The organism is Streptomyces sp. NPDC041124 (genome assembly GCF_055592385.1).
On sequence record NZ_JBVIYR010000001.1, the window covers coordinates 420,451 to 440,850 of the forward strand.

General features: G+C 71.4%; 20 protein-coding genes. 10 read left to right on the forward strand and 10 right to left on the reverse strand.

Going from position 1 to position 20,400, the window contains the following annotated elements:
• Positions 1-60 precede the first annotated feature (60 nt).
• Together ACZ6A9_RS01990 and mca are read right to left on the reverse strand one after the other, a co-directional pair.
• Positions 61-303, reverse strand: coding sequence for a hypothetical protein (locus ACZ6A9_RS01990; protein WP_468976520.1), 243 nt, complete (start codon positions 301-303; stop codon positions 61-63).
• Positions 296-1,177 carry a mycothiol conjugate amidase Mca gene (mca, locus tag ACZ6A9_RS01995; protein ID WP_468976523.1) on the reverse strand — a complete coding sequence of 294 codons (882 nt, stop codon included), beginning with the start codon at positions 1,175-1,177 and terminating at the stop codon, positions 296-298. The genes ACZ6A9_RS01990 and mca overlap by 8 nt, the downstream gene beginning before the upstream one ends.
• 147 nt (positions 1,178-1,324) lie before the next feature.
• Between mca and ACZ6A9_RS02000 the strand changes: the two genes are divergently transcribed.
• Entirely contained in the window at positions 1,325-1,723 is a 399-nt protein-coding gene (locus tag ACZ6A9_RS02000; protein WP_468976526.1) for a DUF4307 domain-containing protein, read from the forward strand.
• Positions 1,724-1,891: 168 nt separating this feature from the next.
• Positions 1,892-2,389, forward strand: a complete 498-nt coding sequence (gene greA, locus ACZ6A9_RS02005; protein ID WP_468976529.1) for a transcription elongation factor GreA — start codon at positions 1,892-1,894, stop codon at positions 2,387-2,389.
• Between the two features lie 58 nt (positions 2,390-2,447).
• On the opposite strand, the gene ACZ6A9_RS02010 is transcribed toward greA, so the two are convergent.
• The 3 genes from ACZ6A9_RS02010 to ilvA form a co-directional block, all read right to left on the reverse strand.
• The gene (locus tag ACZ6A9_RS02010) at positions 2,448-3,293 is read right to left on the reverse strand and encodes an ABC transporter permease (protein ID WP_468976531.1); all 846 of its coding nucleotides are present in this window, start codon (positions 3,291-3,293) and stop codon (positions 2,448-2,450) included.
• A complete protein-coding gene (locus ACZ6A9_RS02015; RefSeq protein ID WP_468976535.1) occupies positions 3,290-4,333 on the reverse strand; it encodes an ATP-binding cassette domain-containing protein in 1,044 nt (347 codons plus the stop codon). The genes ACZ6A9_RS02010 and ACZ6A9_RS02015 overlap by 4 nt, the downstream gene beginning before the upstream one ends.
• A gap of 185 nt (positions 4,334-4,518) precedes the next feature.
• Positions 4,519-5,748 carry a threonine ammonia-lyase gene (gene ilvA, locus ACZ6A9_RS02020; protein ID WP_468976537.1) on the reverse strand — a complete coding sequence of 410 codons (1,230 nt, stop codon included), beginning with the start codon at positions 5,746-5,748 and terminating at the stop codon, positions 4,519-4,521.
• Positions 5,749-5,911: 163 nt separating this feature from the next.
• On the opposite strand from ilvA, the gene ACZ6A9_RS02025 reads away from it, so the two are divergent.
• The 3 genes from ACZ6A9_RS02025 to ACZ6A9_RS02035 all read left to right on the forward strand — a co-directional run bounded on the left by ACZ6A9_RS02025 (position 5,912) and on the right by ACZ6A9_RS02035 (position 7,350).
• Positions 5,912-6,412: a MarR family winged helix-turn-helix transcriptional regulator gene (locus tag ACZ6A9_RS02025; protein ID WP_468977928.1), complete on the forward strand. Its 501-nt coding sequence runs from the start codon at positions 5,912-5,914 to the stop codon at positions 6,410-6,412.
• Positions 6,413-6,566: 154 nt separating this feature from the next.
• The gene (locus ACZ6A9_RS02030) at positions 6,567-7,070 is read left to right on the forward strand and encodes a sigma factor-like helix-turn-helix DNA-binding protein (protein WP_468976541.1); all 504 of its coding nucleotides are present in this window, start codon (positions 6,567-6,569) and stop codon (positions 7,068-7,070) included.
• 31 nt (positions 7,071-7,101) lie between these two features.
• Complete coding sequence (locus ACZ6A9_RS02035) at positions 7,102-7,350, forward strand: hypothetical protein (RefSeq protein WP_468976544.1); 249 nt, start codon at positions 7,102-7,104, stop codon at positions 7,348-7,350.
• An 11-nt stretch (positions 7,351-7,361) separates the two neighbouring features.
• Here ACZ6A9_RS02035 and ACZ6A9_RS02040 read toward each other — a convergent pair whose 3' ends face one another.
• The gene (locus ACZ6A9_RS02040) at positions 7,362-8,519 is read right to left on the reverse strand and encodes a cystathionine gamma-synthase (RefSeq protein WP_468976549.1); all 1,158 of its coding nucleotides are present in this window, start codon (positions 8,517-8,519) and stop codon (positions 7,362-7,364) included.
• A 129-nt stretch (positions 8,520-8,648) separates the two neighbouring features.
• Between ACZ6A9_RS02040 and ACZ6A9_RS02045 the strand changes: the two genes are divergently transcribed.
• The 3 genes from ACZ6A9_RS02045 to ACZ6A9_RS02055 all read left to right on the forward strand — a co-directional run bounded on the left by ACZ6A9_RS02045 (position 8,649) and on the right by ACZ6A9_RS02055 (position 12,186).
• Positions 8,649-9,767 carry a hypothetical protein gene (locus tag ACZ6A9_RS02045; RefSeq protein WP_468976551.1) on the forward strand — a complete coding sequence of 373 codons (1,119 nt, stop codon included), beginning with the start codon at positions 8,649-8,651 and terminating at the stop codon, positions 9,765-9,767.
• A 118-nt stretch (positions 9,768-9,885) separates the two neighbouring features.
• Positions 9,886-11,460 (forward strand): translation initiation factor IF-2 N-terminal domain-containing protein, encoded by a 1,575-nt coding sequence (locus ACZ6A9_RS02050; RefSeq protein ID WP_468976553.1) that lies wholly within the window; start codon positions 9,886-9,888, stop codon positions 11,458-11,460.
• 48 nt (positions 11,461-11,508) lie between these two features.
• The gene (locus tag ACZ6A9_RS02055; RefSeq protein ID WP_468976555.1) at positions 11,509-12,186 is read left to right on the forward strand and encodes an SAVMC3_10250 family protein; all 678 of its coding nucleotides are present in this window, start codon (positions 11,509-11,511) and stop codon (positions 12,184-12,186) included.
• A gap of 70 nt (positions 12,187-12,256) precedes the next feature.
• On the opposite strand, the gene ACZ6A9_RS02060 is transcribed toward ACZ6A9_RS02055, so the two are convergent.
• On the reverse strand, positions 12,257-13,297 hold the full coding sequence (locus ACZ6A9_RS02060) for an NAD(P)-dependent alcohol dehydrogenase (RefSeq protein ID WP_468976558.1): 1,041 nt from the start codon (positions 13,295-13,297) through the stop codon (positions 12,257-12,259).
• A gap of 175 nt (positions 13,298-13,472) precedes the next feature.
• Here ACZ6A9_RS02060 and ACZ6A9_RS02065 point away from each other — a divergent pair, with 175 nt between their 5' ends.
• Positions 13,473-14,390, forward strand: a complete 918-nt coding sequence (locus tag ACZ6A9_RS02065; RefSeq protein WP_468976560.1) for a helix-turn-helix domain-containing protein — start codon at positions 13,473-13,475, stop codon at positions 14,388-14,390.
• A 73-nt stretch (positions 14,391-14,463) separates the two neighbouring features.
• On the opposite strand, the gene ACZ6A9_RS02070 is transcribed toward ACZ6A9_RS02065, so the two are convergent.
• The 3 genes from ACZ6A9_RS02070 to ACZ6A9_RS02080 all read right to left on the reverse strand — a co-directional run bounded on the left by ACZ6A9_RS02070 (position 14,464) and on the right by ACZ6A9_RS02080 (position 19,922).
• Positions 14,464-17,721: a S8 family peptidase gene (locus tag ACZ6A9_RS02070; protein WP_468977930.1), complete on the reverse strand. Its 3,258-nt coding sequence runs from the start codon at positions 17,719-17,721 to the stop codon at positions 14,464-14,466.
• A 395-nt stretch (positions 17,722-18,116) separates the two neighbouring features.
• Positions 18,117-19,367 carry a L,D-transpeptidase gene (locus ACZ6A9_RS02075; RefSeq protein WP_468976563.1) on the reverse strand — a complete coding sequence of 417 codons (1,251 nt, stop codon included), beginning with the start codon at positions 19,365-19,367 and terminating at the stop codon, positions 18,117-18,119.
• Positions 19,368-19,604: 237 nt separating this feature from the next.
• Entirely contained in the window at positions 19,605-19,922 is a 318-nt protein-coding gene (locus ACZ6A9_RS02080; protein ID WP_468976565.1) for a hypothetical protein, read from the reverse strand.
• A gap of 148 nt (positions 19,923-20,070) precedes the next feature.
• Here ACZ6A9_RS02080 and ACZ6A9_RS02085 point away from each other — a divergent pair, with 148 nt between their 5' ends.
• Positions 20,071-20,397 (forward strand): LPXTG cell wall anchor domain-containing protein, encoded by a 327-nt coding sequence (locus tag ACZ6A9_RS02085; protein ID WP_468976568.1) that lies wholly within the window; start codon positions 20,071-20,073, stop codon positions 20,395-20,397.
• The last annotated feature ends 3 nt before the right edge of the window (positions 20,398-20,400 follow it).

The following is a 20,400-nucleotide window of genomic DNA, read 5'->3' on the forward strand; positions in this document are numbered from 1 at the left end:
CCGGCCCGCACCGGCACCGGGTGCCCCACCTCATACCGCCGTGCGGTCGGCGACCGGCGGTCAGCCCCGCTTCTCCGCGCCCTTGCCGGCGGCGGCGGAGCCCTCCGCCTCCTCGGACTCCGCGAAGTTCACCCGCCCCATGTGCCGGTTCATGGACTTCATCAGGACCCACACCGCCAGAGCCATCACCGCGAACACGATGAACCCCAGGACGCCGGGGGTCACCTTGTCCTCGTCGAGTTCCTTGGCGAGAGGCACCAGGTGGGTCATTGCCAGGCTTGCGCTTGCGCTCATGTCAGGCATTGTCCCGGATGCCCGCGAAGAGGTCGTCCTCGGGGAGGGATGTATCGACGAGCGACTTCGCGAGCTCGTACTCCTCCGTCGGCCAGACCGCCTTCTGGAGCTCCATCGGCACCCGGAACCACCCCCCGTCCGGATCGATCTGCGTGGCGTGCGCGATCAGCGCCCGGTCACGGATCTCGAAGAAGTCGCCGCACGGCACGTGGGTGGTCAGCGTGCGCTCCTTGCGCTCGAACTCGCTCCAGCGCTTGAGCCAGTCCCCGTACGGCGACTCCAGGCCCCGGTCCAGCATCGCCTGGTGCAGCGCCTCGGTGCGGGGACGGTTGAAGCCCTGGTTGTAGTACACCTTGAGCGGCTGGTACGCCGGGCCGAACTCGCCCTCCGGGTACTTCGCGGTGTCCGCCGCGCCCTCGAAGGCCACCATCGTGATCTTGTGGGTCATGATGTGGTCGGGGTGCGGGTAGCCGCCGTTCTCGTCGTAGGTGGTGATCACCTGGGGGCGGAAGGCGCGGATCCGGCGCACCAGCTCGCCGGCCGCCTTGTCGACGTCCTCCAGGGCGAAGCAGCCCTCCGGCAGCGGGGGCAGCGGGTCGCCCTCGGGCAGCCCGGAGTCGACGAAGCCGAGCCACTCCTGCTTCACGCCGAGGATCTCGCGGGCCTCGTCCATCTCCTTCCTGCGCACCTCGTGGATGTTCTCCTCGATGTACGCGTCGCCCTGCAGTTTCGGGTTGAGGATGGAGCCGCGCTCCCCGCCCGTGCAGGTCACGACCAGCACGTCCACCCCCTCGGACACGTACTTCGCCATGGTGGCCGCGCCCTTGCTCGACTCGTCGTCGGGGTGGGCGTGCACGGCCATCAGTCGCAGCTGGTCAGTCAAGACTCAATCCTCAAGTCGTTGGGCGCCCTGTGTGCGGCGGCGCAGTCGCAGGCTTCTATAGTGACCGAATCGGGGGACGAATAATTCCGGGGTTCCGATCCGGGACCGAGACGGGGGCACCGGCCCCTTCCTGCCGAGGAGACGATCATGAGTACGTCGAGCACGGGGCTGCCCGAGGGCCGCTACGGCCGCTCCTCGGACGAGCGTGCCGACCGCACCCTCAGGGTCGTCGGCGCCGTGCTGGGGGCGCTGCTGCTCGGACTGATCGGCTGGTTCGGCTACCACTACGTGGCCCAGAACGAGATCAGCGGTGAGCTGATCGGCTTCGAGATCTCCGACGCGTCGGTCCGGGTGCACCTGGAGGTCCACAAGGACGCGGGGGTGGCCGGCTACTGCACGGTGCGCTCCCAGGCGGAGGACGGCGCCGAGGTGGGCCGCGCCGACTTCCGCTTCGACGAGGACGCCACGCGCGTCGACGAGGTCGTCACGCTGCGCACGACGTCCCGCGCCACCAGCGCCGAGCTGGTCGGCTGCCACGCGGAGTGATGCGGCGGGGAATACCCGGCCGCTGACCTGCGCTGTCCTGAGTCTGGAGGCTTATGTCCTCCCTCTTTGGGCCCTGAATTGTTAGGCTCGTGGTTTCGCCCATCCCTGGAGGACCATCCTTCTGGATAGGGCGTTGATTTGTATTTCCCAGTCCTACGAGGAGCACCAGTGACCCAGACCAGCGAGAACGTCACCTGGCTGACCCAGGAGGCGTACAACAAGCTCAAGGAAGAGCTTGCATACCTTACTGGTCCCGCGCGCACGGAGATCGCCGCCAAGATCGCCGCTGCGCGCGAGGAGGGCGACCTGCGGGAGAACGGCGGGTACCACGCGGCCAAGGAGGAGCAGGGCAAGCAGGAGCTCCGAGTGCGCCAGCTCACCCAGCTCCTCGAGAACGCCAAGGTCGGCGAGGCCCCGGCGGCCGACGGTGCCGTCGCCCCCGGCATGGTCGTCACGATCGCCTTCGACGGCGACGAGGACGACACGCTGACGTTCCTGCTCGCCTCGCGCGAGTACGCGAGCTCCGACATCGAGACGTACTCGCCGCAGTCCCCGCTCGGCTCCGGCGTGATGGGACACAAGGTCGGCGAGGACGCCGAGTACGAGCTGCCGAACGGCAAGTCGGCCTCGGTGAAGATCCTCAAGGCCGAGCCGTACAACGGCTGACCCGCCCCACCGGTCCCCTACGGGCCCCCGGCACCCTCAGAGGGTGCCGGGGGCTTCGTCATACGGAGGCCGAGCGGTACTTGCGCACGGCGAGGGTGCGGAACACCACGATGATCAGGACGGAGTAGATCAGCGAGGCCCACACCGCGTGCTGCATGGGCCAGGCGCTGGAGGTGGAGACCCCCGGGTTGCCGAAGAGCTCGCGGCATGCCTGGACCGTCGCGCTGAACGGGTTCCAGTCGGCGATGTGGCGCAGCCAGGGGGTCATGTTGCTGGAGTCCACGAACGCGTTCGACACGAAGGTGACCGGGAAGAGCCAGACCAGTCCGCCGGAGGTGGCCGCCTCCGGCGTGCGCACGGACAGGCCGATGACCGCGCCGATCCAGGTGAACGCGTACCCGGTCAGGAGCAGCAGCCCGAACGCGCCGAGCACCTCGCCGGCGCTGGTGTGGGTGCGCCAGCCGACCAGGAGGGCGACCACGGCGAGCACCATCAGGGTGAGCGCCGTCTGCACCAGGTCGGCGAGGGTGCGGCCGGTGAGCACCGCGCCGCGTGCCATGGGCAGCGAGCGGAAGCGGTCGACGAGGCCCTTGTGCATGTCCTCGGCGATGCCCGCCCCGGCTCCGGCGGTGGCGAAGGTGACGGTCTGGGCGAAGATGCCGGCCATCAGGAACTCGCGGTAGACCTGCGGGCTGGTGCTCCCGCCGATGTTCATGGAGCCGCCGAACACATACGAGAACAGCACCACGAACATGATCGGCTGGATCAGTCCGAAGATGACCACTTCGGGGATCCGGACCATGCGGATCAGGTTGCGTTTGGCCACGACCAGGGAGTCCCGGACCGACTGGCCGATGCGGTTGCCGGGCGACGTGACCCGCACGGCGCCGGTGACGGCACTCATTTCACGGCCTCCTTGCCGGGGCGGCGGCCCCTGCCCTGTGCCTCGGGGGTCTGCACGCCGTGGTCGCCCTCGGCCTCGCGTCCGGCCTCCGCGACATGTCCGGTGAGGGAGAGGAAGACGTCGTCGAGGGTGGGGCGGCGCAGGCCGATGTCGTCGAGCTCGATGCCGTCGGCATCGAGCTCGCGGATGATCTCGGCGAGGAGCTTCGCCCCTCCGGAGACCGGGGTGGTGATCTTGCGCATGTGGTCCTCGACGGCGGTGTCGCCCTTGCCGGGACCGCGCAGGCTGTACTTGTCGAGGAGGGCGGAGGCCGCGGCGATGTGCTCGCGCTCGTGCACCACCACCTCGACGCGCTCGCCGCCGGTACGGGCCTTGAGCTGGTCGGAGGTGCCCTGGGCGATGACCCGGCCGTGGTCGACGACCGCGATGTCGTGCGCGAGGTGGTCGGCCTCCTCCAAGTACTGGGTGGTGAGCAGCAGCGTCGTGCCACCGGAGACGAGCTCTTTGATCACCTCCCACAACTGCTGGCGGTTGCGCGGGTCGAGGCCGGTGGTCGGCTCGTCCATGAACATCACCGGCGGTGACACGACGAGGGCCGCCGCGAGGTCGAGCCTGCGGCGCATGCCCCCGGAGTAGGTCTTGGCGGTGCGGTCGGCGGCGTCGGCGAGGTTGAACTGCTCCAGCAGTTCGTCCGCGCGGGCCTTCGCCGCCTTCGCCCGCATCTGGTAGAGCTGTCCGACCATCTGCAGGTTCTCGCGGCCGGTCAGATACTCGTCGACGGCGGCGAACTGGCCGGACAGGCCGATGGAACGGCGCACGGCGTCGGGCTGCTTGAGCACGTCGAGGCCGGCGACGACGGCCCTGCCGCTGTCGGGCCGCAGCAGGGTGGTGAGGCAGCGGACGGCGGTGGTCTTGCCCGCGCCGTTGGGCCCGAGCAGGCCGAGGACGGTTCCCTCGGGGACCTCGAGGTCGACGCCGTCCAGTGCCCTGACCTTCCCGAAGGTCTTCACCAGTCCTTCTGCGTAGATGGCGCCTGGCATATGAGTCTCCACGTCGTCGGGATTCTTCGGAAAGCCTAGGTTCGTGCGCTCTGGTGTGCAGGTGATTTACCGCCCGGCACGGCGGCGCGACACGGATGTCCGCGCAGTGGCGCGAGACACACCGTAACGCGATGTATCGCGTTACTCAATGGGCTTACCCGAAGGAGTGACACCCCCTCCCGGCGTCAGTCGATGACGGTGTAACCCGCCTCGCGCAGCGCGTGTTCGACCTCGGCGCAGTGCGCGGGCCCCTTGGTCTCCAGGTGCAGCTCGACCACCGCCTCGGTGAGCCCGAGCCGCGGATCGGTCCGTACGTGGCCCACGTCGAGAACGTTGGCGTCGACCACCGACAACGCCCCGAGCAGCGTGGCCAGGGCGCCCGGCCGGTCCGTCAGGCGCAGCCGCACCGCCAGGTAACGGCCCTGCGCCGCCATCCCGTGCCGCAGCACCCGCTCCATCAGCACCGGGTCCACATTGCCGCCGGACAGCACCGCGACGACCGGCCCCTCGAAGACCCCGGGACGGCTCAGCAGCGCGGCGACCGGGCTCGCCCCCGCCGGTTCGACCACCAGTTTGGCCCGCTCCAGACAGAGCAGCAGCGCGGCCGCCAGCTCGTCCTCGGTGACCGTGCGCACCTCGTCCACCAGGTCACCGATGATCTCGAACGGCACGTCGCCGGGCCGCCCCACCTTGATGCCGTCGGCCATCGTCACCGGGTTCCGCACCGCCACCGGACGCCCGGCCGCCAGCGAGGGCGGATACGCCGCGGCGCCCGCCGCCTGCACGCCGACGATCCGCACATCGGGCCGCAGCGCCTTCACCGCGACCGCGATCCCGGCGGCAAGACCGCCCCCGCCGACGCCCACGACGATCGTGCGCACCTGAGGGCACTGCTCCAGGATCTCCAGGCCCACCGTGCCCTGGCCCGCGATGATGTCCGGGTGATCGAAGGGGTGGATGAACACCGCCCCCGTCTCCCGCGCGTACTCCGTCGCGGCGGCCAGCGACTCGTCCACCACCTGCCCGTGCAGGCGCACCTCGGCGCCGTACTCGCGGGTCGCGCTGATCTTCGGCAGCGGTGCGCCCTTCGGCATGAACACCGTGGACCGCACCCCGAGCAGCGACGACGCCAGCGCGACACCCTGCGCGTGGTTTCCGGCACTCGCCGCGACCACACCGGCGGCCCGCTCCTCCGGCAGCAGCCCGGCGATCCGGACGTACGCGCCGCGCAGTTTGAAGGAGCCCGTGCGCTGGAGGTTCTCGCACTTCAGGTGCACCGGGGCGCCCACCTGCCGGGACAGGTGCCTGCTGCTCTCCATCGCGGTCGTCCGTGCCACGCCCGTGAGCATCTTCCGGGCGCCGCGCACGTCGTCGAGGGTGACGGTCCGCAGGGAGGGGGCCGTGCTGTGACTCATGACTCCAGCATCGCAGTCCCCGCACGGCGGCGACGGGTGTGACCGATCCGCGGACGCCCGCTTTGCTCAGCTCCCGTACGGCCTGCCGCCCGGCCGCGTACCCTGTCCCCCAATCAGCAGCCCTTCACGAAGTGAGCCTCCGGCCATGCCCACAACACCTGAAATGTCGATGGACATGACGACGGACCCGACGGCCGTCGGTGACACCGGTCTTCTCGACACGCTGCAGCACGAGGTGGCCCTGTTCGCCCGCCGCGCCGAACAGACGCGGCTCGGCGGGGTCAGCCAGGTGCGCAACACGATGGACCGCGCCGCGTACCTGCTGCTCAACCGCCTCGACAAGGAAGGCCCGATGGGCGTCAAGGCGCTCGCCGCGAGCATGGGCATCGACTCCTCGACGGTCACCCGTCAGGTGGCTCCGCTCGTCGACACCGGCCTGGTCAAGCGGACCTCGCACCCCGAGGACGGGCGCGCGGTCGTGCTCCAGCTGTCTCCGCGCGGGCAGACGCGCCTGGAGGAAGTGCGCTCCTCGCGGCGCCAGTTGATGGCGGAGCTGACGGACGACTGGGCCCCGGAGGAACGCGAGGCCTTCTGCGAGCTCCTCACCCGTTTCAACAGCGCCCTGTCCTCCCGCATGTCCGCACAGGACCGACCGGACGCCTGACTCCCGCTCCGGGGCTGCCCCCGGGCCGGGACCCGAAGGGGCGGCCGGGCGGGGAATCCCTGAGCCGTCCCGCGTGCGCGCCCCTTGACCGAGGGGCACACCCTGTCCTGATATGAGACGGGGGCCCGTACCCCCAGGGCGACGGGAGGCGCGGTTGCAACCACGGCACACGTCCGACGAGACCCGCCGCGCCCGCGAGTTCGAGGCGTACGTCGCGGGCGCCGGCGGCCGCCTCCTGCACACCGCCACCCTGCTCACGGCGGAACCGCGCGGCGACAACCCCCGCGCCCGCCGTCTGCTCACCCTGGCCCTGGCCCGGACGTACGCCTCCTGGGACCGCCTGCACGGCGAGGACCCCTACGACCACACCCGCCAGTACCTGGCGGCCCGGTTCGCACGCGGCGCGTGGCACCACAACGGCGGACTGCTCCGCTCCCGCTCCCACCCCGCCGGCCCCCTCGCCGGTCTCACCCCGCAGGAGCGCCTGGTGCTGGTGATACGCCTGTACGAGGGCGTCGACGGGGACCGGACGGCGGCACTGCTCGGCCTGCCCGTGGAGCGCGTACGGACCGTCTTCAACCGCGCGATGGCGAACGCACTGCGCCCGCCTCCCCGGCCCGCCCCGCCGGTGGGCGGCGTGAAGGCGGTGCCGTCATGAGGCCGCTCCCCGCGGCGGAAGGGCGGACCGCATGAGCCGGATCAGCCGTGAGGCGACCGTGCGGCGGATGCTGGAGCAGCCACCGCCGGCCGTGCCGCCCGACCTGCACGCGCAGGCCGTCCGGCGCGGGACCCGGATACTGCGGCGCAGGAAGCTCGCCCGCCGCGCGATGTGGCTGCTGTTGCTGGCGGTGACGGTGGCGTTCGTGCTGTGGGCGGTGACCGTACGCCCCTGGGTGGAGCCGCCTTCGGAGACGACCCCACCCCTGACGGGCTGGTGAACCCGGGCCGGCTAGCGCCCCAGCGCCTGCTGGAGGTCTTCGAGCAGGTCGTCCACGTTCTCGATGCCGACGGACAGCCGCACCAGGTCGGCGGGGACCTCGAGCGCGGAACCGGCCACCGACGCGTGCGTCATCCGCCCCGGGTGCTCGATCAGCGACTCGACGCCGCCCAGGGACTCCCCGAGGGTGAACACCCTGGCCCGGTTGCAGACCTCGACGGCCGCTTCCTCGCCGCCCTCCACGCGGAAGGAGACCATGCCGCCGAAGGCCCGCATCTGCTTGGCGGCGACCTCGTGACCGGGGTGGTCCGGCAGCCCCGGGTACAGGACGCTCGTCACGCGCGCGTGGCGGCCGAGCATGTCGGCGATCTTCGTCGCGTTCTCGCTGTGCCGGTCCATGCGCACCGACAGCGTCTTGGTGCCGCGCAGCACCAGCCAGGAGTCGAAGGGCCCGGCGACCGCGCCCATCGCGTTCTGGTGGAAGGCCAGCTCCTCGCCCAGCTCCGCGTCGGCGGTGATCAGGGCACCGCCGACGACGTCCGAGTGGCCGCCCATGTACTTGGTCAGGGAGTGCACGACGACGTCCGCGCCGAGCGCGAGCGGCTGCTGGAGGTACGGGGTGGCGAAGGTGTTGTCGACGACGAGCCGCGCGCCCGCGTCCCCGGCCACCTCGGCGACCGCGGCGATGTCGGTGATGCCGAGCAGCGGGTTGGAGGGGGTCTCCACCCAGACGGCCTTGGTCTTCGGCGTGATCGCGGCCCGGACGGCGGCGGGGTCGCTGGTGTCGGCGACCGACCACTCCACGCCCCAGCGGGCGACGACCTTGGCGAAGAGGCGGAAGGTGCCGCCGTACGCGTCGTTCGGGATCACCACGTGGTCACCGGGGCTGAGCAGCGTGCGCAACAGGCAGTCCTCGGCCGCCAGTCCGGACGCGAACGCGAGGCCGCGACGGCCGCCCTCCAGGGCGGCGAGGTTCTCCTCCAGCGCGGTCCTGGTCGGATTGGCGCTGCGGCTGTACTCGTAACCGCCGCGCAGGCCGCCGACGCCGTCCTGCTTGTAGGTGGACACCTGATAGATCGGCGGGACGACCGCGCCCGTCAGGGGATCGGCGGTGTTGCCCGCGTGAATCGCGAGCGTCTCGAAGTGCTGACTGATGTGCCTGTCGCTCATGAGCACCGAGGGTAGTGCGCCCCCGGCGCGGTTGACGGACGCGGAGCCGTCCCCGGCGCGGGCGAGGAGTTTTCCACAGGGCGGGCACCGGGTTGGCCATGGGGCGGCGTGGTCTGGTTCGCTGGTGACATGGAGATTCTCTGGGTCCTGATCGCGCTCGTCATGCTCGGCTTCGTGGTGCTGCCGTTCCTCAGGCGCCGGCGGGGCGCGGTGGGGCTGGTCCCGGCCGGCCATCCGGACGGGGCGGACCCGGCCACCTACGGCTTCGTCCGCGAGGAGGAGCTGGACATGCGCATGCCGGGCCCCGACCAGGACCTGCTGGACGTGCTGGACCTGGTGCAGCGCACCCAGGACTACCGCGCCGCGCAGCAGCTGCTGGCGGGCACGGGCGCGGACGGCGAGCTGCGCTGGCAGCGCGTCCAGGCCTTCGCGGGCGCGGCCTCGCTGGAGCTGGCCCGGCGTCCCGGCGGGGCGGGCGAGGCACCGGGCGGACAGTGGCTGCGGGTGTGGCGGTCCGAGGCGCCCAAGGACGCGGGCGGCGCCGCGGTGCACGCCGAGTTCCTGGTGCAGCAGGCCTGGCGCACGGCGGCGCCCGGCACGGACGAGTTCCGGATCATCATGGAGGAGGCGAAGGCGGCGTGCGGCGACGCGGCACTGCTGGCTCCCGGTGACCCGGTCCCGTACATCGTGGAGCTCTCGGTGGCTCGCGGACTGGGCTACTCCCAGGCCGACTTCGAGCAGGTCTGGCTGAAGGTGCTGGACCGTGCCCCGGCCCACATGGGCGCGCACCTGGCCGCGCTGCACTACTGGTGCGAGAAGTGGCACGGGTCGCGGCAGCAGGCGTACTCCTTCGCGGAGGCCGCGGCGGCGCGGGCGCCCCAGGGTTCGCTGCTCGCCGCCATGCCGCTCTTCGCGGTGTTCGAGCACCTCCCCGAGGTGACCCTGGTCTCCGGTTTCTACCAGAGCGAGGTCGTGAGCAAGGCGATCCACGGCGCGCTGCACGCGGTGCACTCGGCCCGCCCCGACGACCCGATGCTCGCGCACGTGCGGCACCTGCTGGTCTTCTTCCTCGTCCGCGCGGAGCGCTGGGCCGAGGCCATGAGCCAGCTCATACACATCGACGGCCACGTGGGCGCCCTGCCCTGGACCCTGTCCGCCGACCCCGCCGCCGAGTTCGCGGTCTACCGGGCACTCGCGGTCGCCGGCTACGAGGCGAACGGCGGCAGCCCGGCGACCCTGCCGCACTGAGCCGCGCCGAACCCCAACACCCGCGCGGCGCCCCCGCGTCCGTCCGGAAATAACCCCATCCGGCCACATAGTCTTGCCCCGGTGAGGACGGTTGGGGCCTCCGGTCGAGGAGTCGAGTGTGGCGAACGTACGGGTCTACGAACTGGCCGAGGAGTTCGGGGTAGAGAGCACGGCCGTGGTGGCCAAGCTGCACGAACTGGGCCATGCCGTGCGCTCGGCCTCCTCGCTCGTCGAAGCCCCGGCCGTCCGTGAGCTCGCGGGCGCCCTCAGCGCCGCGCAGCAGGGCCCGGCCGTGACCGTCGGGACACTCGCCGCGGAACTGGACATGCCGGCGGACGTCCTCCTCACCGAGGTCCACCGGCGGACGGCCGCCGCGTTCCGCACCGGGGACCGGCTGCCGCCGCGTCTCGCCGCCCGGCTGCGCTTCGTATTCGCCGAGGCCCGCCGGAAGCCGCCCACCGGACCGTTGAGCGCCGGGCCGCCCGAGCCGGCTCCCCCCGCGCCCACGGCCACCGCGCAGGTGCCGCCGGCCGGCCCGCAGGAGCCGCCGCCCGCGTCCGCGCCCCGGGCGGACGCCTTCCCCCGGCCGGCTTCCGAGCCCTTCGCCGGGGCTCACACCGCGCAACCGGGGCTCCACGAGCTCCGGCCCGCCGCGCAGGAGCGCATGCCGGAGCAGCGGTCGGTCCCGTCCCGGCCGGGACCGCCCGGGGCGGCGCGGCCGGAACCGCGTTCGGAGGGGCACCCGCCGGCCGGCTCGGTGCTCCGGCCGCAGCACCACGAGTGGGACCCCACCTCCCGATGGAAGCCCCTGCAGTCCTTCGACCCGCGGACGGTGGGGCCGTACACCGTCCTGCGGCGGATCGGGAGCGGTTCCATGGGCCGGGTGTTCCTCGGCCAGTCCCTGGCCGGACGGCTGCTCGCGATCAAGGTCGTCAAGGAGGAGCTGGCCGACGACCCGGAGTTCCGCAAACGCTTCAAGCGGGAGGTCGCCGCGGCCCGGGGCGTCAACGGCTTCTACGCACCCCCCGTCGTCGACGCGGACACCACCGGGGACATCCCCTGGCTGGCCACCGCCTACGTCTCCGCCCCCTCCCTCCAGGACCTCGTCGACGCCTGCGGCCCCCTGCCCCTCGACGCCCTGCGCTGGGTCGCCGCCCAGCTGGTCGAGGCGCTCCGCTCCGTGCACGCCGCCGCGATCGTGCACCGGGACCTCAAACCGTCCAACGTGCTGGTGGGCGTCGACGGCCTGCGGGTGATCGACTTCGGTCTCGCCCTGGCGGCCGCGGTCGCGGCGAGCAAGCTGACGGTCGCCCACACCACTCTGGGCACCCCCGCCTACATGTCGCCCGAGCAGGCGGTGGACGCCCGGAAGGTGACGCCCGCCAGCGACGTGTACGCCCTCGGGGCGGTGCTGGTCTTCGCCGCCACCGGGCACAGCCCCTACCCGGGCGGCAACGCCCTGTCGATCATGATGCGCATGCAGGGCGGCGACCCCGACCTCAGCGGTGTGCCGGAGGAGTTCTCCGGCGTCGTCGCGCAGTGCCTGCGCCGGGATCCCGCGGAACGTCCCGATCTGGGGGAACTGCTGGTGCGGATCGCGCGTGACATGGAACCAGGACCGGACGGGATGTACCGGCCGTCGGAGCTGCTGCCCACGGCGGCGTTCGAGTTCCTCGGTCTGCAGGACGTGTGAAAACGGCCCCTGAGCCCCCGTCCCCGACTTCTGACGAACGGAGCAGGAGTGCAGGAAGTGATCTACCTGTCCGACCGGAAACTCTCGCAGTTCCTGCCCGGACTCCGGTCCGCCTGGCCCCGACAGCGGGTCAGCTTCTCGACACCGTTCGGCGGTGTGGAGGTGGACCCCCCGGCCGGTGCCGGGCCCGACCTCAGGGGCAGACACCTCACGCGCGTCGTCCGCCGGGTCGAGGAGTCGGCGCGCTGGTACGCGGAGGAGGGCCTGCGGCCGGGCCAGTGGGTCGCCTTCGAGGCGCCGCTGAACTACTTCGCCCTGGAGAGCGTCGATCCGGCCATGGTGTTCTTCGCGGACACCCCGGCGCCGGACCGCGCCGTACGGCTGCTGCTGCACGGCTCCGCCGAGCACCTGATCACGGGACTGCTGCCGCGGGTCACCGACGGGACGCCGGAATCCGGTGAGCTGGTACGGAACCTCATCGGCTCCGACGCCAGCGCCCCCGGGGCTCTCCTGGCCGCCCTCCCCGGCGACCTCACCGCCCGGGAGGGCGGGCGGCGGCCGTCCCTGGTCACCGCGTTGCGGGGTCTGCTGGAGCGCATCGACGCCCGGACGCACCCCGAGACCGCGGCTCCCATGCGCGGCTACGCCCGCGTCACCACCGGGTTCACCGGGGGCGACGGCCCGGGACTGATCGTGGCCAGCCCGCTCTACGTGGAGTACGACTGAGTCCGCACCCGGCCGCGCTCACGCCGGAGGGAAACCCTCCCGCCCGCCGAGGGCCCACGGCCCGCCCGGGTCAGATCGTCGCCGTGTCGATCACGAAGCGGTAGCGGACGTCACTGTTCAGGACCCGCTCGTACGCCTCGTTGATCTCGGCCGCGGCGATCAGTTCGATCTCGGCGCCGATGCCGTGCGCGGCGCAGAAGTCCAGCATCTCCTGCGTCTCGGCGATACCGCCGATCTGCGAGCCGGCGAGGGACCGGCCGCCGCCGATCAGCGAGAACAGGTTGAGGGAGACGGGCTCCTCGGGGGCGCCCACGTTGACCAGCGTGCCCTCCGTCCCGAGCAGGGACAGATAGGCGTCGAGGTCCAGCGGGGCCGACACGGTCGACACCATCAGGTCGAAGGTGCCGCGCAGCTCCTCGAAGGTCTTCGGGTCGGAGGTGGCCCGGTAGTGGTCGGCTCCGAGCCTCAGGCCGTCGTCCTGCTTGCGCAGGGACTGCGACAGCACCGTCACCTCGGCGCCCAGCGCGTGCGCGATCTTGACGGCCATGTGCCCGAGGCCGCCCATGCCGACGACGGCGACCTTCCTGCCGGGGCCCGCGCCCCAGCGCTTCAGCGGGGAGTACGTGGTGATGCCGGCGCACAGCAGGGGCGCGGCGACGTCGAGGGACAGGCCGTCGGGGATGCGCAGCACGTAGTTCTCGTCGACGACGACCGTCTGCGCGTAGCCGCCGTAGGTGGGCTCGCCGTTGCGGTCGATGGCGTTGTAGGTGCCGGTCATGCCGGCGGTGCAGTACTGCTCCCTGCCCGCCTTGCAGTTGTCGCACGCGCGGCAGGAGTCGACCATGCAGCCGACGCCGACCCGGTCGCCGACCGCGAACCGGGTGACACCGGGGCCGACCTCCGACACCACTCCGGCGATCTCGTGTCCGGGCACCATCGGGAAGATCGCCTCGCCCCAGCCCTCGCGGGCCTGGTGGATGTCGGAGTGGCAGATGCCCGCGAACTTGATGTCGATCAGGACGTCGTGCTCGCCGACCTCGCGCCGTTCGATGGTCGTCCGCTCGAGCGGAGCCTTGGCGGCGGGCGCGGCGTACGCGGCAACAGTGCTCATGCCGGGGTTCTCCTCGTGGGGTGGCAAGCCCGGCCGCCTTCTGTGCGGCCCGGGCACGGCCTCCAGCCTGCGGCAACGCGCGCGGCCCACCCAGCCCACCCTTCTGCCTACGTTGGCCGTGCGTACCACTGGCGGGGACAGGCTGCTGTGCGTACGACCGGGAATACTGGACAGCATGGACGAGCAGCACACCGACCCGGCCGGCCCCGCGAGCGGCGGCCTCGACCCGCGGGCCGAGCTCAGCGAGTTCCTGCGGACCCGGCGCGCCCGGCTGCAGCCGCAGGACGTGGGCCTGCCGGACTTCGGACGTCACCGGCGGGTCCCGGGCCTGCGCCGCGAGGAGCTGGCGCAGCTCGCCGGGGTGTCCGTGGCGTACTACACGCGGCTGGAGCAGGGCAACGGGCGCAACGTGTCCGCGGAGGTGCTCGACTCGATCGCCCGCGCCCTGCGGCTCACCGACGCCGAGCGCGCCCACCTGACGCATCTGGCGAAGCCGAAGCGGCATCGGCGCAAGCAGGCGCCGCGCGCCGAGCAGGTCCGTCCGGCGCTGCGGCAGCTGCTGGAGTCGATGGACTCGGTCCCGGCGTACGTCGTGGGCCGGCGTTCGGAGATCCTCGCCTGGAACGCGATGGCGGCGGCGCTCTTCGGCGACTGGGGCCGGATGCCGGCGCAGGAGCGGAACTGGGCGCGGCTGGTGTTCCTGAACCTGGACTACCGGGACCTGTTCATGGAGTGGGACCAGAAGGCGTCCGACATGGTCGCCTATCTGCGCATGGACGCGGGCCGCCACCCGGACGACCCGCAACTGGCCGCGCTGGTGGGTGAACTGTCCGTCAAGAGCGAGGAGTTCCGCAGGCTGTGGGCCGCTCACGACGTCAAGGAGAAGAGCCACGGCATCAAGCGCGTACGGCATCCGCTGGTCGGTGGGCTGACGCTGCTGTGGGAGTCGTTCCGCCCGGCCGGTGAGGGCTCCGAGCAGTCGCTGGTCACGTACTTCGCGGAGCCGGGGTCACCGTCGGCGGAGGCCCTGCGGCTGCTGGCCAGCTGGGGCGCGGACGCGACGCGGTCGGGAGCGGACGCGGCGGCCCCGTGAGGCGGGGCCGCCCGGACGTGCGGAACGGCCCGCCGGACGTACCGCTTCCGGCGGGCCGTTCACGGACCGGCGTCTACTTGCCGTAGTAGGCGTTGTAGATCGAGATCGTCGACTTGTTGCCCTTCTTGTCGGCGATCTTGGCGTGGAAGGAGACGGCCTTCCCCTTCGCCGGGTTCTTGACGGTGATCTTCCCCTTCGTGACGGTGGTCTTCTTCCAGGTCCTGCCGTGGTCGTAGGAGACGTACACCGTCAGGGACTTGAGGTTCCTGCCCTTGGCGGCGCCCTCCACGGTGACCGGGAAGCTCACCTTCTGGCCGGCCTTCACCTTGCTGTCCAGTCCCGTGACCGCGTGGAAGCGGGCCGTGGAGGCGGGCAGCTGCGTGGGGCCGGCGGTCTTCCTGGAGCGGAAGGTCCAGCTCGCGTCGATCCGCGTGGACGCGGCGGCGACCTTGGCGCCGCGCCTGACCGAGGTGGTCAGCTGGTACGCGGCGTCCCCGGCCGGGACCGTGAACTCCCCGTCACCGAGCAGCGGGTCGTCGTGCGCGCCGATCTTCTTGCCGTTGCGGTAGAGGCTGGTGGTGGCCGAGGAGAGCTCCGAGTAGCCGAAGTGGCCCTTGCCGTCGGCGAACAGCGGCAGGAACCCGGTGATGCTGTTGCCGTCCCGGAAGAGACCGGTGTCCGCGGTCAGGCTCGGTCCGAAGACGGCGGTGTTCACGGTCTGCAGGTACTTCTTGCCGGCCTTCACGCCCAGCTCGGAGCCGATGAGGTAACCGGCGTCGGCGACCGGCCAGCCGTCCGCGTCGACCCCGCCCAGCTGGGTGAAGTCGAGGTCCCACTTCACCCCGCCCGAGGTGGACAGGTACAGCGTGCGGGTGCCGGGCAGCGCCTGCGGCACGCCGATCGAGGAGGCGCCGCCGCCTCCGGGCAGCCAGCCGGTCGCGGCGACGGTTCCCTTCTTGCCCTTCGCCGCCGCGCCCATGCCGACGTTCACCGTGGCGAACTCGCCCGCCTTGTAGTGCCGGGTGTAGCCGGTGGCGAGCTTCTTGACCCTGGCCCCGGCGACGGTGTCGTACTGCTCCTTGGCGCCCTTGGTCCAGTGCGCGTCCCACTGCTGGTGCAGCGAGCCGTCGGTGATCTGCGGACCGAGGTGCAGGGAGCGGAAGTCGTCGTACGACTCCAGCCACCAGGCGAAGGACAGGGAGGCGTCCTCGGTGTCGACGGTGTAGGTGGCGGAGGCGAACTCCGGCCTGGCCGACTTGGCCGGCACGGTGATGTCCACCGGCTTGGCCTTGCGGGCGTCCAGCGTGATCGCCGTGTCCTTGGTCAGGTCCAGCTTCGGCTGGGCGATCCAGTCGGCGCCCTGGAACTCCTCCGGGTCGGAGCCGACGAGGATCCCGGCGTCCAGGACGTAACCGCCCCTGGGCATGCGGACGGTGGCGGTGCCGTCGGCGTCGTACACCGGGGACCACTGTCCGGCACCCGGGCCGGACGTGCCGGCCAGGCCGGCGACGTGGTCGGCCGTCGGCCTGCCCGCGCGGTCGAGGAACGTCAGCGTCAGGTCGTACGACTCCACCTCGCGCTGCACCGCGGCCGCCGTGCGCACGGTCTGCCCGCCGCCCGTCGCGACGACGTACGCCGAGTAGGCGCCGTCGACGGTGCCGCCGAGCCGGGTGTCGACGGTGAGGTCCACGGACGCCGTGCCGCCCGCCGGGACGGTCACCGTGCCGGCGCCCAGCGTGAAGAAGCCGGCCGGGGCCGCCTTGCCCAGGGGGTTCGTGGCGGTCGACGTCAGCTTGAGGGTGACGTCCTCGGTGCCGAGGTTGCGGTAGGTCAGCCGCTCGGTGTCGGGCTTGTCGTCGTGGTGCGGCCACTGCTGGACGCCGAAGCTCAGCGACACCGGTTCGGCGATCACGGTCTGCTGGACGGCCCGGTCGACCTGGATGCGTCCGGAGCCCTGCTCGAACGGCGTGTGGGCGCCGCCCTTGGTGGAACCGGTGAGCGCGCCCTTCAGCTCGGCGGAGGTCCACGTGGGGTGCTGCTGCTTCAACAGCGCCGCCGCGCCCGCGACGTGCGGGGTCGCCATCGACGTACCGGAGATGGTCATGTAGCCGGCCGGCTTCTCGCCGACCTCCTTGGCGATGTCGTTGCCCTTCGCCGAGGCGGCCGTGATGTCCACGCCGGGGGCGGTGACGTCCGGCTTGATCGCGCCGTCGCCGACGCGGGGGCCGGTGGAGGAGAAGTCGGCGAGCACGTCCTTGCCGTCGACGGCGCCGACGGTGAGGGCGGCGTCCGCGCTGCCCGGCGAATTGACGGACTGCGGACCCTCGTTGCCGGCGGCGATGGCGAACAGGATGCCCTTCTCGGCGGACAGCTTGTCGACCGCCGCCTCCAGCGGGTCGACCTCGGCCGTGTCCATGCCGCCCAGGCTGAGGTTGACGACGTCGGCGCCCTGGGCGGCCGCCCACTCCATGCCGGCGATGATGCCGGAGTCGTCGCCGAAGCCGGAGTCGTCGAGGACCTTGCCGTTGAGGACCTTCGCGGCGGGCGCGACGCCCTTGTACGTGCCCTTGGATCCGGCGCCCGTACCGGCCGCGATGGACGCGACATGGGTGCCGTGGCCGACCTTGTCGCCGGCGGTGGGCGCGGAGGTGAAGTTCCTGGCCGCCGTCACCTGGCCCTTGAGGTCCGGGTGCGTGGCGTCGACGCCGGTGTCCAGGACGGCGATCTTGACGCCCTTGCCGTCGTAACCGGCCGCCCACGCCTTGGGGGTGCCGATCTGTGCCACGGACGTCTCGAGGGACGCCTCACGGACCCCGTCGAGCCACACGTGGGCGACACCGGAGGCGGTCCGGTCCCCGTCGGTGAGGGCGTCCCACAGCGCGGGCGCCTCCTCGTGCGGGGTCTGGACCGCTTCCGCGTTGAGGGACTTCAGGGTCCGGTGGACCGTGCCCGCCTCACGGACCCCGGCCTTGGCGGTGGCCGCCCCGCCCTTGTAGCCGACGATGACCTTCAGACCGCGCTGCTGCGAGCCGCGGGTCCCGGCCTTGTGCAACTCGGTGATGTCGAACAGCCGTTGGTCGAGCCTGCCGCTCGCGACCAGCCGGGCGGCGTCCACCGGCAGCACGAGGGTGTGGCCGTCGACCTCGCGGACCTGGACGGGTATGTGCTCCCGCCCCTTCGGCCGCTCCAGCCCGACGGCGCGTCCCTCCGCGTCCACCACGACCCGGTCACCGGTGATCAGGGTGACCCGGTCCTTGGTCTTCGGTTCGGACGCCCCCGCGGCCGAACCGGCCTGCGTGCGTTCCCCGTTCGCCGACGCCGGGCCGGCCATGCCCGCCGCGAGCGCCACCGCCGTGGCCGTGGCGACCGCGGCCGCGCCCGCCCTCTTCACTTGTCTGCGCAAGGTTCCCCCTAGCGGAGTTGCCGGGCGAAGCACCGTCACCCGGCCGGGGGGGGTCTCGTACGCATGCGCGCACCCCCCGGATCACGCAGTATGGCGAGGAGCGATCAAGGGGCTCAACCACTTCGGGAAGGGGTGCCGAAGTCGCCGGGCGACTGTAACGCCACCGGCGGAACTCCGTTACGTGATCGCATGGTTGGGGGGTGGCAGCCCCCTCCGGCGTGGCGGGGCCGCCGTGCACGGACGATGCCCCCGTCCGCTCCCGGAGGAAGGGACGAGGGCATCGGTCACGTGGGGTGTGGGTGCTCCGTGTCCGGAGGGAGGCGTCAGACCGCCGAGCCCGCCTTCCACTGCTCCCAGCTCATGTTCCAGCCGTTGAGGCCGTTGTCCGGGGCGATGGTCTTGTCGCCGGTGTTCTGGACGACGACCACGTCACCGACGATCGAGTTGTCGTAGAACCAGGAACCGGGTGTGTTCGGGTCGCCTGCGCCCTTGGCGTCGGCCAGGCCGATGCAGCCGTGACTGGTGTTGACGCTGCCGAAGATGGACTTGGCGCCCCAGTAGTTGCCGTGGATGAAGGTGCCGGAGGTGCTCAGACGCATGGCGTGCGGCACGTCCTTGATGTCGTACTCGCCCTTGCCGTCGTCGTCGGTGAAGCCGACCGTCGCGCCGTTCATCCGGGTCTCCTTGAACTTCTCGGAGATCACCATCTGGCCCTCGTACGTCTTGTTCTCGGGCGCCCCGGCGGAGATCGGGATGGTGCGGACGGTCTTGCCGTCCTGCGTCACCTTCATCTGCTTGGTCTTGGCGTCGACGTAGGAGACCTGGTTGCGGCCGATCTTGAAGGTGACCGTCTTCTGCTGCACGCCGTACACGCCCTGGGCGCCCTCGACGCCGTCGAGCGCCAGCTTCAGGGTGACGGTGGAACCCTCCTGCCAGTACTCGTCGGGCCGGCAGTCCATGCGGTTGGCGCCGAACCAGTGACAGGCGACCTCCTGGCCACTGGTGGTGGAGACGGTGACGCCCTTCTGGACGGCGGCCTTGTTGGTGATGGCCTTGTCGAAGCTGATCGACACCGGCATGCCGACGCCGACCGTGGTGCCGTTGTCCGGAGTGAAGTTGCCGATGAAGCTGTTGCCCTGGGAGACCGTGGTGAACGACGCGTTCTCGTGGGCGGCGCGGCCCTCGGAGTCCTCGGCGGTGGCCGTCACCTTGTAAGTGGTGGCGCGCTCGAGCTGGGCGCTGGGCTTCCAGCTCTTCTTGTCCGCGGATATCTCACCCTCGACGGCGGTGCCCTCGGAGGTGGTCATCTTCACCTCGGTCAGGGTGCCCTTGCTCACGGTGACGGCCGCGGAGTTGTTGATGGAGGCGTTGTTCGAGCCGTCCTTCGGCGTGATCCTGATCTGCGCCTCGGAGGACTTCTTGGCCGCCGCCTCGTCGACCTGGGCCTGCGAGGTGTCCTTGCCGTCGCCGCCCGACGCGCCGTCGTCTCCGCCGGAACACGCCGAGAGCACCAGCACTCCGCCGAGCAGAGCGGACGCGGCCGCCAGACGCCTGCGCCGCTTACCGTCCGTCATCACACGCTTCTCCATCGTTGCCGAATCCCAACCCCACGAGTCCCCGGCGCGAAGCACAGGAGACCTCGTCACAACCATCAACGCTACGACCGGGTGATCCGGTTCCCCACGGCCCACGGGTGTGGGGCTCACCACGTCCACGGGGGCGAACGGCGAGAACGGCGGTCTGTGCTCCAGTTGAGACGTCGTGGCCCCGGCGGCGGTTGCCGCGCGGGGTCACGATTTCCCCAAGTCGCCTCAGCCGGCCCGCTCCGCTCCGTCGTCCGTGCCGTGGGGCTCGTCCCCGTCGTCCTCGTCGAGGTCCCACTCCGGCGAGTCCGGGTCGTAGTCGATCTGCTCGCTGCTCCAGGAGGCCTGCAGGAGTTCGACCCCCGGCACCTCGCCGACCAGACTGAACGGGTCCACCAGGTACGCGAGCGCCTCCGCGGAGTCCTCCGTCACAGCGCTCTCGGCGTGTACCCGTTCCTCGGCCGGCATATCGCCCTCTTCGGCGATCCTGTGCAGTGCGGCGCCGGTCACCGCCTCCTCGTCCTCGACTTCGAGAACGAGTTCCACGCGAAGCCGGACAAACCGTGATGTCTCTGGAGTGCTCATATCCGGAGCGTACGGCTTCGGGCTCCCGTGACTTTCCTGTGACCCGCGCCTTTCATTAACATCGCACCACACGGCCAATTCGCCAGCGCCACAAGGGGATCGATATTCCGTGTCATCCGCGCTCCGTCCGTTGCTGACCGCCACCGCCGCGGGCACCCTGTTGTGCGCCCTGTGGTTCGTCCCCTCCGCCAACGCGTCGTCGGACACCCCGGTGGCCGACACGCTGTCGGCGAGTCCGTCCCCACGGGTCACCGAGCAGGCGAGAGTCGTGTCCGGCACCACGTCCGCCTCGCTGGAGAGCACCGGCCAGGAGGTCCGCCTCGCGGACACCGGCAGCTTCGACAGCACCCCGTACGTCATCGGCGGCACGGCCAGCCTCGCGCTCGGCGCGGGCTTCGTCGTCTACTCGGTGCGCAGGGAACGGCTGGACTTCTAGGGC

What these genes read in the sequence shown, in the direction of transcription:
- ACZ6A9_RS01990 (WP_468976520.1), bottom strand. Translation starts at nt 303, where the DNA reads ATGCCTGACATGAGCGCAAGCGCAAGCCTGGCAATGACCCACCTGGTG.
- ACZ6A9_RS02000 (WP_468976526.1), top strand. Translation starts at nt 1,325, where the DNA reads ATGAGTACGTCGAGCACGGGGCTGCCCGAGGGCCGCTACGGCCGCTCC.
- ACZ6A9_RS02010 (WP_468976531.1), bottom strand. Translation starts at nt 3,293, where the DNA reads ATGAGTGCCGTCACCGGCGCCGTGCGGGTCACGTCGCCCGGCAACCGC.
- ACZ6A9_RS02015 (WP_468976535.1), bottom strand. Translation starts at nt 4,333, where the DNA reads ATGCCAGGCGCCATCTACGCAGAAGGACTGGTGAAGACCTTCGGGAAG.
- ilvA (WP_468976537.1), bottom strand. Translation starts at nt 5,748, where the DNA reads ATGAGTCACAGCACGGCCCCCTCCCTGCGGACCGTCACCCTCGACGAC.
- ACZ6A9_RS02025 (WP_468977928.1), top strand. Translation starts at nt 5,912, where the DNA reads ATGTCGATGGACATGACGACGGACCCGACGGCCGTCGGTGACACCGGT.
- ACZ6A9_RS02035 (WP_468976544.1), top strand. Translation starts at nt 7,102, where the DNA reads ATGAGCCGGATCAGCCGTGAGGCGACCGTGCGGCGGATGCTGGAGCAG.
- ACZ6A9_RS02040 (WP_468976549.1), bottom strand. Translation starts at nt 8,519, where the DNA reads ATGAGCGACAGGCACATCAGTCAGCACTTCGAGACGCTCGCGATTCAC.
- ACZ6A9_RS02045 (WP_468976551.1), top strand. Translation starts at nt 8,649, where the DNA reads ATGGAGATTCTCTGGGTCCTGATCGCGCTCGTCATGCTCGGCTTCGTG.
- ACZ6A9_RS02060 (WP_468976558.1), bottom strand. Translation starts at nt 13,297, where the DNA reads ATGAGCACTGTTGCCGCGTACGCCGCGCCCGCCGCCAAGGCTCCGCTC.
- ACZ6A9_RS02065 (WP_468976560.1), top strand. Translation starts at nt 13,473, where the DNA reads ATGGACGAGCAGCACACCGACCCGGCCGGCCCCGCGAGCGGCGGCCTC.
- ACZ6A9_RS02070 (WP_468977930.1), bottom strand. Translation starts at nt 17,721, where the DNA reads ATGGCCGGCCCGGCGTCGGCGAACGGGGAACGCACGCAGGCCGGTTCG.
- ACZ6A9_RS02075 (WP_468976563.1), bottom strand. Translation starts at nt 19,367, where the DNA reads ATGACGGACGGTAAGCGGCGCAGGCGTCTGGCGGCCGCGTCCGCTCTG.